General features: G+C 71.6%; 12 protein-coding genes and 1 rRNA gene. 6 read left to right on the top strand and 7 right to left on the bottom strand.

The annotated features are described in order from the left end of the window. Positions 1-48: 48 nt before the first annotated feature. Positions 49-888 carry a DUF3027 domain-containing protein gene (locus ABD333_RS45735; protein WP_344549225.1) on the bottom strand — a complete coding sequence of 280 codons (840 nt, stop codon included), beginning with the start codon at positions 886-888 and terminating at the stop codon, positions 49-51. A gap of 294 nt (positions 889-1,182) precedes the next feature. On the opposite strand from ABD333_RS45735, the gene ABD333_RS45730 reads away from it, so the two are divergent. Continuing rightward, the gene (locus ABD333_RS45730; RefSeq protein ID WP_344549194.1) at positions 1,183-2,595 is read left to right on the top strand and encodes an MFS transporter; all 1,413 of its coding nucleotides are present in this window, start codon (positions 1,183-1,185) and stop codon (positions 2,593-2,595) included. 20 nt (positions 2,596-2,615) lie between these two features. On the opposite strand, the gene ABD333_RS45725 is transcribed toward ABD333_RS45730, so the two are convergent. Together ABD333_RS45725 and ABD333_RS45720 are read right to left on the bottom strand one after the other, a co-directional pair. Continuing rightward, the gene (locus ABD333_RS45725; protein WP_344549193.1) at positions 2,616-3,011 is read right to left on the bottom strand and encodes a cold-shock protein; all 396 of its coding nucleotides are present in this window, start codon (positions 3,009-3,011) and stop codon (positions 2,616-2,618) included. Positions 3,012-3,201: 190 nt separating this feature from the next. After that, positions 3,202-3,864, bottom strand: coding sequence for an HAD family hydrolase (locus ABD333_RS45720; protein WP_344549192.1), 663 nt, complete (start codon positions 3,862-3,864; stop codon positions 3,202-3,204). Between the two features lie 348 nt (positions 3,865-4,212). On the opposite strand from ABD333_RS45720, the gene ABD333_RS45715 reads away from it, so the two are divergent. Continuing rightward, entirely contained in the window at positions 4,213-4,662 is a 450-nt protein-coding gene (locus ABD333_RS45715) for a hypothetical protein (RefSeq protein WP_344549191.1), read from the top strand. 57 nt (positions 4,663-4,719) lie between these two features. Here ABD333_RS45715 and ABD333_RS45710 read toward each other — a convergent pair whose 3' ends face one another. After that, complete coding sequence (locus ABD333_RS45710; protein ID WP_344549190.1) at positions 4,720-5,181, bottom strand: GNAT family N-acetyltransferase; 462 nt, start codon at positions 5,179-5,181, stop codon at positions 4,720-4,722. Between the two features lie 165 nt (positions 5,182-5,346). Here ABD333_RS45710 and ABD333_RS45705 point away from each other — a divergent pair, with 165 nt between their 5' ends. Beyond that, on the top strand, positions 5,347-5,967 hold the full coding sequence (locus ABD333_RS45705; protein WP_344549189.1) for a TetR/AcrR family transcriptional regulator: 621 nt from the start codon (positions 5,347-5,349) through the stop codon (positions 5,965-5,967). A gap of 15 nt (positions 5,968-5,982) precedes the next feature. Here ABD333_RS45705 and ABD333_RS45700 read toward each other — a convergent pair whose 3' ends face one another. Beyond that, positions 5,983-6,549, bottom strand: a complete 567-nt coding sequence (locus tag ABD333_RS45700) for a hypothetical protein (protein WP_344549188.1) — start codon at positions 6,547-6,549, stop codon at positions 5,983-5,985. A 102-nt stretch (positions 6,550-6,651) separates the two neighbouring features. Here ABD333_RS45700 and ABD333_RS45695 point away from each other — a divergent pair, with 102 nt between their 5' ends. Further along, positions 6,652-9,027, top strand: coding sequence for a helicase-associated domain-containing protein (locus ABD333_RS45695; protein ID WP_344549187.1), 2,376 nt, complete (start codon positions 6,652-6,654; stop codon positions 9,025-9,027). 7 nt (positions 9,028-9,034) lie between these two features. On the opposite strand, the gene ABD333_RS45690 is transcribed toward ABD333_RS45695, so the two are convergent. Continuing rightward, complete coding sequence (locus ABD333_RS45690) at positions 9,035-9,466, bottom strand: pyridoxamine 5'-phosphate oxidase family protein (RefSeq protein ID WP_344549186.1); 432 nt, start codon at positions 9,464-9,466, stop codon at positions 9,035-9,037. Positions 9,467-9,648: 182 nt separating this feature from the next. Here ABD333_RS45690 and ABD333_RS45685 point away from each other — a divergent pair, with 182 nt between their 5' ends. Together ABD333_RS45685 and ABD333_RS45680 are read left to right on the top strand one after the other, a co-directional pair. Beyond that, complete coding sequence (locus ABD333_RS45685) at positions 9,649-10,080, top strand: CD225/dispanin family protein (RefSeq protein ID WP_344549185.1); 432 nt, start codon at positions 9,649-9,651, stop codon at positions 10,078-10,080. Between the two features lie 215 nt (positions 10,081-10,295). Then, positions 10,296-11,948: a DNA repair helicase XPB gene (locus tag ABD333_RS45680; protein WP_344549184.1), complete on the top strand. Its 1,653-nt coding sequence runs from the start codon at positions 10,296-10,298 to the stop codon at positions 11,946-11,948. Positions 11,949-12,008: 60 nt separating this feature from the next. On the opposite strand, the gene rrf is transcribed toward ABD333_RS45680, so the two are convergent. Next, positions 12,009-12,091, bottom strand: a 5S ribosomal RNA gene (gene rrf, locus ABD333_RS45675); the annotation flags it as partial.

Here is a 12,091-nt window from a genome sequence, read left to right as displayed (position 1 = left end):
CGTTCACCCACCCGTCCGCACGACATCAACAGGGACCGTACGAGGCGATCAGCTGTGACCGAGCGCCTCTTCGGCCGCGGTGTCCGGCGGGGCCGCGCCCGACGCGGGCATCAGGTCGTAACCGAGGTCGTCGATCACCGGCGGGTTGTGCTCGGAGGCCGCCGGGAGGCTGACCGCCTCGGAGTGCGCGCCGCAGCCGTGGTCGGCGGACACGACCCGGCCGTCGTCGGGGGCGTACCCGTTGGCGCAGACGCCGAAGACCTGGCGCAGCTCACCCGCGAGCTGCACGTAGAAGCCGCAGGTCGAGCACTGCGCCGGAGCCGAGGCCGCGATCGGGGCGCGCGGCCCCGCCACCCCCTCGTACCAGCGGGTCGCGGCCTCGTCGCGCCCCTCCCGGGACAGCACGCGCACCCGGCCGAGCCCGAGCTCCCACACCATCTGCTGATCAGCGGCGTCACCGGCCTGGGCGTACCCGGACCCCGGGGCGGCATCGCCCACCTGGGCGAACCCGGGCGCCAGCCGGACGTCGTCGGGCGCCGTCGGCAGCAGATCTCCCGGGCCGAGGTCGCCGGGACGCAGGCGTTCGAGCCACGGCACCCACGGCGGCGCGAGCAGGGCGTCGTCGCCGGGCAGCAGGACGCATTCGTCGACCGTCACCACCTTGGCCCGGGCGGCCCGCGTCACGGTGACGGCCCAGCGCCACCCGCGGTAGGCCGGGTCGAGGCAGTCGAAGTAGTGCGTGACCAGCCGGTCGCCCTCGGCCCGTACACCCAGATGCTCGCCGACCGGGTTGGGCCGCGCGGTCTGCACCGCGGCCTCCCGGGCAAGATCGACGGCTTCCGCGCAGGCCGCGTCGACGGCCGGCGGACGGCTGCGCCGGGCGGCCACGGTGGCGGACGAAGGTGCGGGACGGGATTGACGCAGTGGGCTCACATCCCAATTCTCGCTCATGGAATGACGTGGCCGCGCACCCCGTCGGCCACAGCGCCCACCCCGTCCGTTCAAGACCCCACAAACTCCCGTAGATCTGCGGGCCCGCGGAGCCCGAGGTTGGCTCGCCGATCGCCCGGGTAAACGTCAGTCCTGGCCTGGTGGGGGGTGAAGACGGGGCCTTCCCGGGTGAAGATGGTCGAGGGCACACCAGAGAGATATGAGGCGGAGCGGACTGGGGGAACAAGCCGCATGGGTTTCCGGGACGGCGTGGGAACGGCCACGCGCGGGGCGGGACGGGCCGCTCGGCGGGTCGGCGCCGCCGCCCGGTCCACCGGCAGGCTGACCCGCCGCGCCACGCACGCCCAGGGCGCGGGCCGCAGCGGTCTGGGCAGCCTCATCGAGGCCGCCGCGGTCAACTCCACCGGTGACGCCCTCGTCGCGGTGGCCCTGGCCGGGACGTTGTTCTTCGGGCTGGACGTCAACCAGGCACGCGGCCAGGTGGCGCTCTACCTGCTGGTCACGATGGCCCCGTTCGCCCTTGTCGCGCCTCTGATCGGCCCGGCGCTCGACCGGATGCGGCACGCCCGGCGCTACGCGGTCGCCGGCACCTTCGTCGCCCGCGGCCTGCTGTGCTGGGGCATGGCGGGAGCGGTCTCCAACGACGACGTGGTGACGTTCCTGCCCGCCGCGTTCGGCGTGCTCGTGTTGTCGAAGGCGTTCGGCGTCCTGCGCGCGGCGGTCACGCCACGGGTCCTGCCCGACCAGATCACGCTGGTCACCGCCAACGCGCGCGCCTCGTTCGCCGGGCTGATCGCGGCCTCGATCGCCGCGCCGCTGGCGGCGGGCCTCACCGTGCTCATCGGCCCGGCCTGGCTGCTCCGCCTCGCCATGCTGGTCTTCCTGATCGGCGTGTTCTTCAGCATGCGGCTGCCGGGCCATGTCGACTCGCCCGAGACCGTCCCCGTGGTCCCCGCCGACTCCGCCGACTCCGCCGACTCCGAAGACCGGGCTCCTCCCCGCAGGCACCGCTGGCGGACGCTTCCGCGCGTCGGCCCCGTCGTCGCCGAGGCGATGGAGGCGAACGCGATCCTGCGCGCCTTCTCGGGCTTCCTGATCCTCTACCTGGCGTTCCTGCTGCGGCAGGCGCGCTTCGACCAGGTCTCGCCGAACGTGGCGCTGGGCCTCCTGGCGGCCGCCGCCGGAGCCGGTGGCCTGGCGGGCACGGCCCTGGGCGCCTGGATGAAGTCGCGGGCGCCGCGGATCATCGTCTTCGCCACCCTCGCGTTCGTCACCGCCGTGACCGCGGTCAGCGCCGCCTTCTTCGGTCTCTGGGCCGCCCTCGCGGTCGCCCTGGCCGCCGGGCTCGGCCAGTCGCTCGGCAAGCTCTCCCTGGACGCCGTGGTCCAGCGCGAGATCGGCGAGGAGGTCCGCTCGTCCACGTTCGCGGTCTCGGAGACCCTGCACCAGCTCGTCTGGGTCATCGGCGGCCTGCTGGGCCTCGGCATGTCGATCGTCGCCGACGGCCGGCTCGCCCTCGCGATCGTCGCCGGCGTCCTGGCCCTGGCCTTCGCTACCCTCCTGGCACGCCGGTCCGGTGGCCGCGCCCTGCGCCCTCAGCTCGATCTGGACGACTCGCCCGCCACCCCGGCCCGCCCCGGCTGACCTCCCGCCGCCACCGTGCGTCAGGAGTGGAGGTCGTCGGCGACCGCGCGGAGCACGGTCGCGATCTTCTTCGCCTCGGCCGGAGCCGGGTGCTTGCCACGGCGGTAGGTGTTGGAGATGCCGTCGAGCAGCTTGATGAGATCCTCAGTGATCAGCACCATCTCGTCGGGCTTCTTGCGGCGGGCCTTGGCCACGGCCTTCTCGACCGACGGCAGGGTGTCGAGCACGCGCAGCTGGAGCGCCTGCTGCCCGCGCCGGCCCTCGACCACGCCGAACTCGACGCGCTGCCCGGGCTTGAGCGCCGGCACGCCGCCGGGGAGCGCGGAAGAGTGCACGAAGACCTCCCCGCCGTCGTCGCGGGTGAGGAAGCCGAAACCCTTGTCGGCGTCGTACCACTTGACCTTGCCAGTCGGCACGGTGGACCTCGTTCGAATCTCGTCCTGAATTGGCCCCAAGATTAGCGCCCGGCCGCGAGACGGTGAACACACGAGCGACGGCTGGAGACGGCTGCGAGCCAACGGACAGAAGCTACAGGTGACCGGCGCCGATGGCATCCAGATATTCGGCCAGAACAGATCATCCCAGGAAGATTGCAGGCAGAGGCCACTATCGGCCGTCGCCGCCGCGCCCCGTAGCAGAGAACCCGCCGAGCCACCCGGGGAACGCCAGAAGATCGGGAAGCACGATGTCGGCGCCGTAGGCCGTCAGCGCCGCGCTATCGAACGGGCCGGTGGCGACGCCGACCGCCACGGCGGCCGCGGCCCGGGCGGCGTCCACGTCACCGGTGTGGTCACCGACGTACGCGCCGGCACCGAACCGGCGCAGCGCCACCCCCTTGTCGGCGCCGAAGACCCCGCCCACCACCTCGTCGACCTCCAGGCCGAGAAAGCGCACGGTGCGCTCGGTGTCGCGCTGGTTCTTGCCCGAGACCACGATCGTCCGGCCGCCGCGCGCCCGGACGGCCTCGATCGCCGCGGCGGCGCCCGGCATCACCACGGTCGCCGGGATCGCGATGTCCGGATAGATCTCCCGATAGCGTGCGGCCATGGCGGCGACCTCGTGCGGCGGGAACCAGTATCCGAGCTCGGCCTCCAGCGGCGGCCCGATCCTGGTCACGACCAGCCGGGTGTCGATCGGCACGCCGGTCTCGGCGGCGAGGGCGTCATAGACGGCGCTGATGCCCGCACGCGTGTCGGCCAGGGTCAGATCAAGGTCGAACCCCACCGCGACCGCGGGGACATCGGCGCCGCGAGAATCTAGCTCCAGCACGTTCCACAGGGTAAAGGGAAGGTATGACGGAGATGACCAGGCGTTGGGCCCGAGCCCGGACCGTCGTCTCCGTACGCTCGATGTGGGGCCTGACCAGCACGCGCACCCGCGCCCCCCTGGTAGTGGCGATGCGACGGGATCCGAGTAGGAGGGCGCGGGAATCTGTGCGCGTAACGGCGATTCCGGTTTTACTTGACCGGAACTGGTTGGTCCGGCCGACCGAAACAGCGTTTCGTGATCCGGATATACCCGCCTCCGCAGCCGTAAACCGTGCTACCAGGAAAAACACGCGACCCGAATAATCCACCCCGGGCGTCACCCGCCCCGCCCGGCCCACAGGGAGGCGTCATGGCAGACGACACCGATCGCACCCAGAACCCGCATCCGGGAGACACAGGCCCGCACCCGGCGGAGACCAAGGTGGCCGGCCCTTCGCCTGCGCCCACGGAGACTTCTCGCCACGGCCGTGCGCGGCGCCCGCGCTCCCCGCGCGGCGAGACCATGGCGATGGCCCGCAAACGCGCCGTGAACGTGGTCGCCTGGCTGATCTCCCTCGTCACGACCGTCGTCGTGCTGATCCTCGCCGTGCACATCGTCTTCGTGACGTTCGAGGCCAACACCGCCAACGACCTCGTCAACACCGTCGGCGACTGGGCGGACGGCCTCGCCTGGCAGTTCAAGGACGTCTTCCAGCCCGACGACCACAAGGTCGAAGTCGCCGTCAACTACGGGCTCGCCGCCCTCGTCTACCTGATCGTCGGCCGCATCCTGACGTCCCTCGTCCGCCGCCTCTCCTGACCCGCAGGTCGCGTCCCGTCCTGACCGGCGGGTCGCGGCCGGGTCGGGTCGGGTCGGTCAGAAAAGCTCGCGGCCGGGAAAGCGGACCAGCTCGAAGGGCCAGGCCGTGGTGGCCCACTCGCGGGCGAACTCCTCCAGTTCCTTCTCCAGGGTCGGATCGTCCTGGTCGGAGCGCACCCAGAACACCACGACGGCGTCCGCGTCGGGGTCGTCGGAGGGGGCCACGTGGATGCGGCCCAGCTGGCGTTCCTCGTCCGGCGTCGTCACCACGTAGCTGAACGACCGCCGCAGCTGGCCCTCCTTCTGGAGCCAGGCCACGTCGATCAGGGCCTGCTCGAAAGTGAACTCCGGCGCGGGCCAGCCCCATTCGGGCCCGAACTGATCGCGGAGGCGGTCCATGCTGCCCACGATCGCGCCGTAGTCCTTGACCACGTCGTGCACGGTGATGGGGCGGATCCGGAACCGCGGCCCGGCGACCAGGGTGGGGATCACGAAATCCTCGGGGAGGAATTCAGGCATCGTCGACCCTTCCGGCAACGCCCCTACGGCGACGGGGCGCGGAGGAACGAACTCTAGTAGGCCGCCCGCCGGTGCGAGACAGATCACGAATTCGGGCGTGCCTAGCGCGGAGCACGGACACCTGGTCGAACATGCCTTAGTGTTCTTGCGGAGGAACTACAGAACATGACGACTTCTACGCGCGAGCGGATCGTGGCCGAATCGCTCCGGCTGTTCGCCGACCGGGGCTACGCCGCGACCTCGGTCGCGGAGATCGAGGCCGCAGCGGGGCTGTCCCCTGGCGCGGGCGGCCTCTACCGCCACTTCCGTTCCAAGGAGGAAGTGCTCGCCTCGGCCATCCGCGAGCATATAGACCGGACCCGGCAGCAGGTCAGCGAGGTGCTGGACCATGCCGTCGCGTACGAGGACCGGCCGCTCGAAGTCCGGCTCAAGATGACCTGCCAGGCCGGGCTGGCGAAGATGCGCGAGGAACAGGACCTCATCCGGGTGCTGTTCCGCGACCTCGACCAGTTCCCGCACCTGGTGGCGGAGATGCGCGAGGGGATCGTCAACCCGCTCTACGACGGCATCGCGACGTGGCTGGGCGCACAGCCCGAGTTCGAGGGCATCGACGAGGACTGGGCCGCCATCGCCTCCATCCTGGGCGGCGCGGTGGTCAACTACTGGCTGGCCAACGAGTCGATGTACGAGCCGCCCACCCGCATCGACGAGAAACGCTTCGTGGCCAGCTGGGCGCGCTTGGGCCTGGGCCTGGTCAACCTGGAGAAGTCGACCGCCGCGCCCTGAGCCCGCTGGCCCCGTTCAGCCGGTTCCTCTGCTTCTTCGGCGGAACGACACGCGCCGTGCCCCGCGCAGTGCGGCCATGACGCGGGCGAACGGGCCGCGGACCTTCTCCTTTCGCCGTTCGCGACGTAGCTGAACGGCGCCGGAGGGGCTCCAGGTGAATCGGCGGGTCGTACGGCCACCGCCGCGAACGGTGGGTACCGGGGCGCGCGGCTTCGGCTGCGGTAGGCCTCCCTGGACGTCGCCAGCGTCGTCTTGGGCGTCCTGGGCCGTGTCGTTGGCGTCGGCCTTGGACGCGCGTTCCGGCGTTCGGACCTCTCCGTCGCCCGCAGCCGCCGAGTCCGTCGCCGCCCTGATCTCGTCCAGCCGGCGCCGCTCCCGGGCCACCAGGAACGTCGGGTCGCCGAAGCGCGCCAGGACCTGCCGCACCCGTCTGGGATCGGTGCTGCCGTGCCGGTGTTCGTCGATCCGCCGGCGCAGCCGGTTGCAGAAGTCGAGACGCTCCCGCGAGCTGAGCTCGCCGTGGGCGGCATCGGCGACCTTCCCCAGATACTCAAGGACCAGCTGATCGGCAACCTCGGTCATAGCGCCACCTCGCTCCGGCAGTGCGCCCAGGGAGGCCGCCCCGCCTCCTACGCTGATAGTGCCGGGGAAGCACTGGGCACGCCACATTAAGTTTGGAGCGGGATGGACACGTACGCGGACTGGTTGCGCGCACGCAGCGATGACGAGCTGCGTGCGCTCCTGTCCGTCCGGCCGGAACTGGTCGCGCCCGTTCCGGCCGACCTCACCGCTCTCGCCGCCCGCGCCGCCACGCCCGCCGCGATCTCCCGCGCCCTGGACCGGCTCGACCGTTTCTCGCTGGCCGTTCTGGAGGCCCTGCTCGTCCAGTCCGCCCTTCCCGAGCCGGAGGCGTTGCCCGCGGCGTTGAACGCCACGCCCGAGGAGACGGAGGCGGCCCTCGACGTCCTGCGCCGGTACGGGCTCGTTTGGGGGAACGGGACGAGCAGCCCGGCTCCCGGCGTGCGTCAGGCCCTGCCCCATCCGGCCGGTCTGGGCCCGCCCGTCCAGGAGGCCTTCGCCGGCTACCCACTCGACCGCCTCACCACGCTGATCACGGACCTGGAGGGCGAGGAGCCCCGTGGCTTCGTGGACGCAGGCGGCCTCCTGCAGCGCCTGGCGACGGTCCTGGCCGACCCCGGGCCGCTGGTCGGCGACGCCGGTCCAGAGGCCCGCGCCGCCCTGGAGCAGCTCGTCTGGGGGCCGCCGATGGGGCGGGTCAACGACGCCCGCCGCCCGGTCCGGCTGAAGACCGCCGAGACCCCCATCGAACGCCTGCTGGCCCGCGGTCTTCTCGCCGCCGAGGACGACCGCACCGTGACGCTCCCCCGGGAGGTCGCCCTCCACCTGCGCGGCGGGCGGCTCTTCCGCGACGTCACCCCGCGGCCGCCCCCGCTGACCGGCCCGCCCGCCCGGCCGGAGGAGCTCGCCGTGCGGGCGGCCGCGGGCGAGGCGTTCACCGCCGTCCGCCAGACCGAGGAACTCCTCGAACGCTGGGGCGTCGAGCCGCCCGCGGTGCTGCGCAGCGGCGGGCTCGCGGTCCGCGACCTGCGGGCCGCCGCCGCGTCGCTGGACGTCGAGGAATGGCGGGCGGCTCTGCTCGTCGAGGTCGCGTACGCGACGGGCCTGCTCACCCGCAGCGGCGATCTGGACGGCGAATGGCTGCCGACCCCCGCCTACGACCTGTGGCTGCTGCGCGACATCGCCGGCCGGTGGGCCGAACTGGCGCGCGGCTGGCTGCGCGGCGACCGCGCCGCTGGGCTGGCCGGGGAACGCGATGAACGCGACCGGCTGATCAACGCCCTCAGCGAGGGCATGGTCCGCGGCTCCGCCCCCGCCCTTCGCCGGACGACGCTCGACGTCCTGGCCGAGGCGACGGGCGAGGTCCCGGACGCGGACACGATCAGGACCTACCTGACCTGGGCGCGGCCCCGCCGCGGCGGCCCGTTCCGTGACCGCATGGTCGACTGGACGCTGCGCGAGGCCGCCGCGCTGGGCCTCACGGGCTTCGGCCAGGTCGTCCCGTACACCCGCGATCTCCTCGACGGCGGAGATCCCGAACCGCGCCTCGAAAAGTACCTGCCGGCCCCGGTCGAGCGGATCCTCATCCAGGCCGACCTGACCGCCGTGGCCCCCGGCCCGCTGGTCACCGACCTGGCCCGCGAGCTCGCGCTCTGCGCCGACGTCGAGTCGACCGGCGGCGCCACGGTCTACCGCTTCACCCCCGAGTCGGTCCGGCGTGCCCTGGACGCGGGCCGGACGGGGGCCGACCTGGTCGATTTCCTGGCCAGGCACTCGGCGACGCCTCTGCCACAGCCCCTGACGTACCTGATCGAGGACGTGGCCCGGCGCCACGGCCATCTGCGCGTCGGCAGCCTCACCTCGTACGTCCGCACCGACTCGCCCGCCACCCTGGACGAGATCATGGCCGACCGCCGCTCCGGCACGCTGCGCCTGTTCCGGCTCGCCCCGACCGTGCTCGCCTCGGCGCTGCCCCGGCAGGAGCTCCTCGACGCACTTCGCGCGATGGGCCTCGCCCCGGTCGCCGAGGCCCCCGGCGGCGGCGTGATCGTGACCCGTCCGGACGCGCACCGCGCCGAGCCGCCGCCGAGCACGGAGATCGTCCGGCTCGGCCCCGACGCGAACGCCGACACCGCCATGATCGCCGCCGCCGTCCGCGCCCTGCGGGCGGGCGACGAGGCCACCCGCCACGGCGCCGAACAGGCCCGGCTGCGCGCCGAGACGCCGTCCGGTGAGCCGCCCCGTTCTCCCGCCATGGCCACCATCGAGCAGCTCCGGGACGCCGTCGAACGCGGCGCCCGCATGTGGATCGGCTACCTGGACCAGCAGGGCCAGGCCTCCAGCCGCATCGTCGAGCCCGTCCGCGTCGAGGGCGGCTTCCTCACCGGCTACGACGCCACCCGCGCCGCTGTCCAGCGCTTCGCCCTCCACCGCATCACCGGCGTGGCCGAAGTCGACTCCGAACCCACCTCCGACGAATGACCCGGGGCTACTGCTTGGCGTAGTCGCGGGAGAGCCAGTGTTCGGGGCGGACGCGCACGACGACCATGGTGTGGGCTATCTCGCTGGTGGATTCCAGGTACAGGGCGGCATCCTCAGCGCCGAGGTAGCGTTCGGCCAGGGCGCGGCGTTCTTCGGGATGGGCCTGCTCGATGGTGGTGACAGCGCCCTCCACGAAGACGTACCCGTACGGCAGCTGCTCGTTCTGGACGGTGAGGCTGAGCCTGCCGGCCTTGCGGATCAGCTCCATCTTGCGGCTGTCCTGGCCGGTGACGAACGAGATCTCGCCGCCCGGCTCGTACAGGTACCAGACCGGCACGCTCAGCGGCGCACGGCCCTCCTCCGCGGTGACACTCAGGATCGCCACGTGCGGATCGGCCAGGAATCGTTCCCGCTCGGCGGCGTTCATCGTCAAGGTCATGATCGATCCCCTCGCTTCGTCACGGTGTCCTCGATCAAGAATGCCCGGGACCGGCCACCGGGACCAGGAACCAACCGATAACCTCCTCAGTCCAATGAAATGAGACACCGGGCAGGTAGCGTGCGATTCATGTGGGATTCAGACGGGCCGTGCCCGGTCCGATCGGCGCGGGGAGGTTGCCGGTGAGCGGCTACGGAGGCCAACCGCCCGGCTGGAACGACCCGTACGGGCAGCAGCAAGGCCCGTACGGGCAGGGTGGGGCGGGGCAGCAGCCCGGCTGGGATCCCCACGGCCAGTACAACCAGGGCGGCGGCTCGTACGGCTACGGCCCGCCCGGGGTGTACGGACCGCCGGCCAGCGAGGGCTCGGCCATCGGGGCCCTCGTGGCCAACATCATCGTCACGCTCTTCTGCTGCGGCGTGTTCGGGATCGCCGGGATCATCACGTCCGCCATGGCCATGTCCAAGGTCAAGACCGATCCCGCCGCCGCGCGCAAGCTCACCACCTGGAGCTGGGTGATCTTCGGTGTCTCCCTGGTCATCGGCCTGATCATCATCGTGGTCTACGTCGCCGTGATCATCAGCCAGGCCGACTCGTCGACCGGGAGCATCTGAGCCTCCGGACGGTGAGCCGCTGAGACACCGGCGGCGCGGACGGGCCCCGGGAAGAGACGGGGCTCGGGAAGACGCGGCTCGGGAAGAGACGACGGGCCGCGGCTGTTGGACCTCAGGCCGGGCCTCCAGGCCGAGTGCCGGTACGCCGACGTCGCGCTCGGGTACCGTGCAGCAGTCGCGCATCATCTTCCAGTCCCAACCGGGGGTTTCTTCCTGTGACCGAGGGTCCGCTCATCGTCCAGTCCGACAAGACCCTGCTCCTTGAGACCGACCACGAGCTGGCCGACGCGTGCCGCAAGGAGATCGCCCCGTTCGCCGAGCTGGAGCGGGCTCCCGAGCACATCCACACCTACCGCGTGACGCCGCTCGCCCTCTGGAACGCCCGCGCCGCCGGACATGACGCCGAGCAGGTGGTCGACACGCTGCTCAAGTTCTCCCGCTACCCCGTGCCGCACGCGCTGCTGGTCGACGTGGCCGACACGATGGCGCGGTACGGGCGGCTCCGGCTGGAGAAGCACCCCACGTACGGCCTCGTCCTCTCCTCCACCGACCGTTCCGTCCTGGAGGAGGTCCTGCGCGCCAAGAAGATCAAGGGCATGTTCGGCGACCGGGTCGGCGAGGACGCCGTGGTCGTGCACCCGAGCGAACGCGGCGCGCTGAAGCAGGCGCTGCTCAAGCTGGGCTGGCCGGCGGAGGACGCCGCGGGGTACGTCGACGGCGAGGCGCACCCGATCTCGCTGGACGAGCAGGGCTGGGAGCTGCGCTCGTACCAGAAGGAGGCCTCGGACGCCTTCTGGCACGGCGGCTCCGGCGTCGTCGTCCTCCCCTGCGGCGCGGGCAAGACCATCGTCGGCGCGGCCGCCATGGCGCAGGCACAGGCCACCACGCTGATCCTGGTGACCAACACCGTCTCGGCGCACCAGTGGAAGCAGGAGCTGATCAAGCGCACGTCGCTGAGCGAGGACGAGATCGGCGAGTACACCGGGACGAAGAAGGAGATCCGGCCGGTCACGATCGCCACGTACCAGATCATGACGACCCGCCGGAAGGGCGCCTATTCGCATCTGGAGCTGTTCGACGCCCGTGACTGGGGCCTGGTGGTCTACGACGAGGTGCACCTGCTGCCCGCGCCGATCTTCCGTATGACCGCCGATCTGCAGGCCCGGCGCAGGCTGGGCCTCACGGCGACGCTCGTACGCGAGGACGGCCGCGAGGGCGACGTCTTCTCCCTCATCGGGCCGAAGCGCTACGACGCCCCCTGGAAGGACATGGAGTCGCAAGGCTGGATCGCCCCGGCCGACTGCGTCGAGGTCCGGGTGACGCTGACCGACTCCGAACGCCTCGCGTACGCGACGGCGGAGCCGGAGGAGCGCTACCGCTTCTGCGCGACGACCGACACCAAGACCAGGCTCGTCCAGGCCCTCGTCGACCGGCACCGCGGCGAGCCGACCCTCGTCATCGGCCAGTACATCGACCAGCTCGACGAGCTCGGCGAGCTGCTGGACGCTCCGGTCATCAAGGGCGAGACGCGGGTACGGGAACGCGAGCGGCTCTTCGACGCCTTCCGTTCGGGAGAGGTCGACGTGCTGGTCGTGTCGAAGGTCGCGAACTTCTCCATCGACCTGCCGGAGGCGTCCGTCGCCGTCCAGGTCTCGGGAGCGTACGGGTCGCGGCAGGAAGAGGCCCAGCGACTGGGACGTCTGCTGCGCCCGAAGGCTTCCGGGCACGGAGCGCGGTTCTACGCGGTGGTGGCCAGGGACACGCTCGACCAGGATTACGCCGCGCACCGCCAGCGGTTCCTGGCGGAGCAGGGCTATGCCTATCGCATCGTGGACGCGGACGCGGTGCTTGCGGGCGAAGAGATTTAAGGGACACGCGGAAATAAAGAAAGGCCCCGCCGTGGTGGCGGGGCCTTTCCCTTTGTTTGTGTCCGGCGGTGTCCTACTCTCCCACACAGTCTCCCGTGCAGTACCATCGGCGCTGAAGGGCTTAACTTCCGGGTTCGGGATGG

Origin of the sequence: Actinomadura fulvescens, from assembly GCF_039533225.1 — a bacterium.
GTDB classification, from domain to species: Bacteria; Actinomycetota; Actinomycetes; order Streptosporangiales; family Streptosporangiaceae; genus Spirillospora; species Spirillospora fulvescens.
The sequence above is the reverse complement of the archived record's forward strand: the minus strand, read 5'-3'. Positions and strand labels throughout refer to the sequence as shown.

Excerpts from the sequence above, each read along its gene's own strand:
- ABD333_RS45730 (WP_344549194.1), top strand. The coding sequence starts at position 1,183 with ATGGGTTTCCGGGACGGCGTGGGAACGGCCACGCGCGGGGCGGGACGG.
- ABD333_RS45715 (WP_344549191.1), top strand. The coding sequence starts at position 4,213 with ATGGCAGACGACACCGATCGCACCCAGAACCCGCATCCGGGAGACACA.
- ABD333_RS45710 (WP_344549190.1), bottom strand. The coding sequence starts at position 5,181 with ATGCCTGAATTCCTCCCCGAGGATTTCGTGATCCCCACCCTGGTCGCC.
- ABD333_RS45705 (WP_344549189.1), top strand. The coding sequence starts at position 5,347 with ATGACGACTTCTACGCGCGAGCGGATCGTGGCCGAATCGCTCCGGCTG.
- ABD333_RS45700 (WP_344549188.1), bottom strand. The coding sequence starts at position 6,549 with ATGACCGAGGTTGCCGATCAGCTGGTCCTTGAGTATCTGGGGAAGGTC.
- ABD333_RS45695 (WP_344549187.1), top strand. The coding sequence starts at position 6,652 with ATGGACACGTACGCGGACTGGTTGCGCGCACGCAGCGATGACGAGCTG.
- ABD333_RS45690 (WP_344549186.1), bottom strand. The coding sequence starts at position 9,466 with ATGACCTTGACGATGAACGCCGCCGAGCGGGAACGATTCCTGGCCGAT.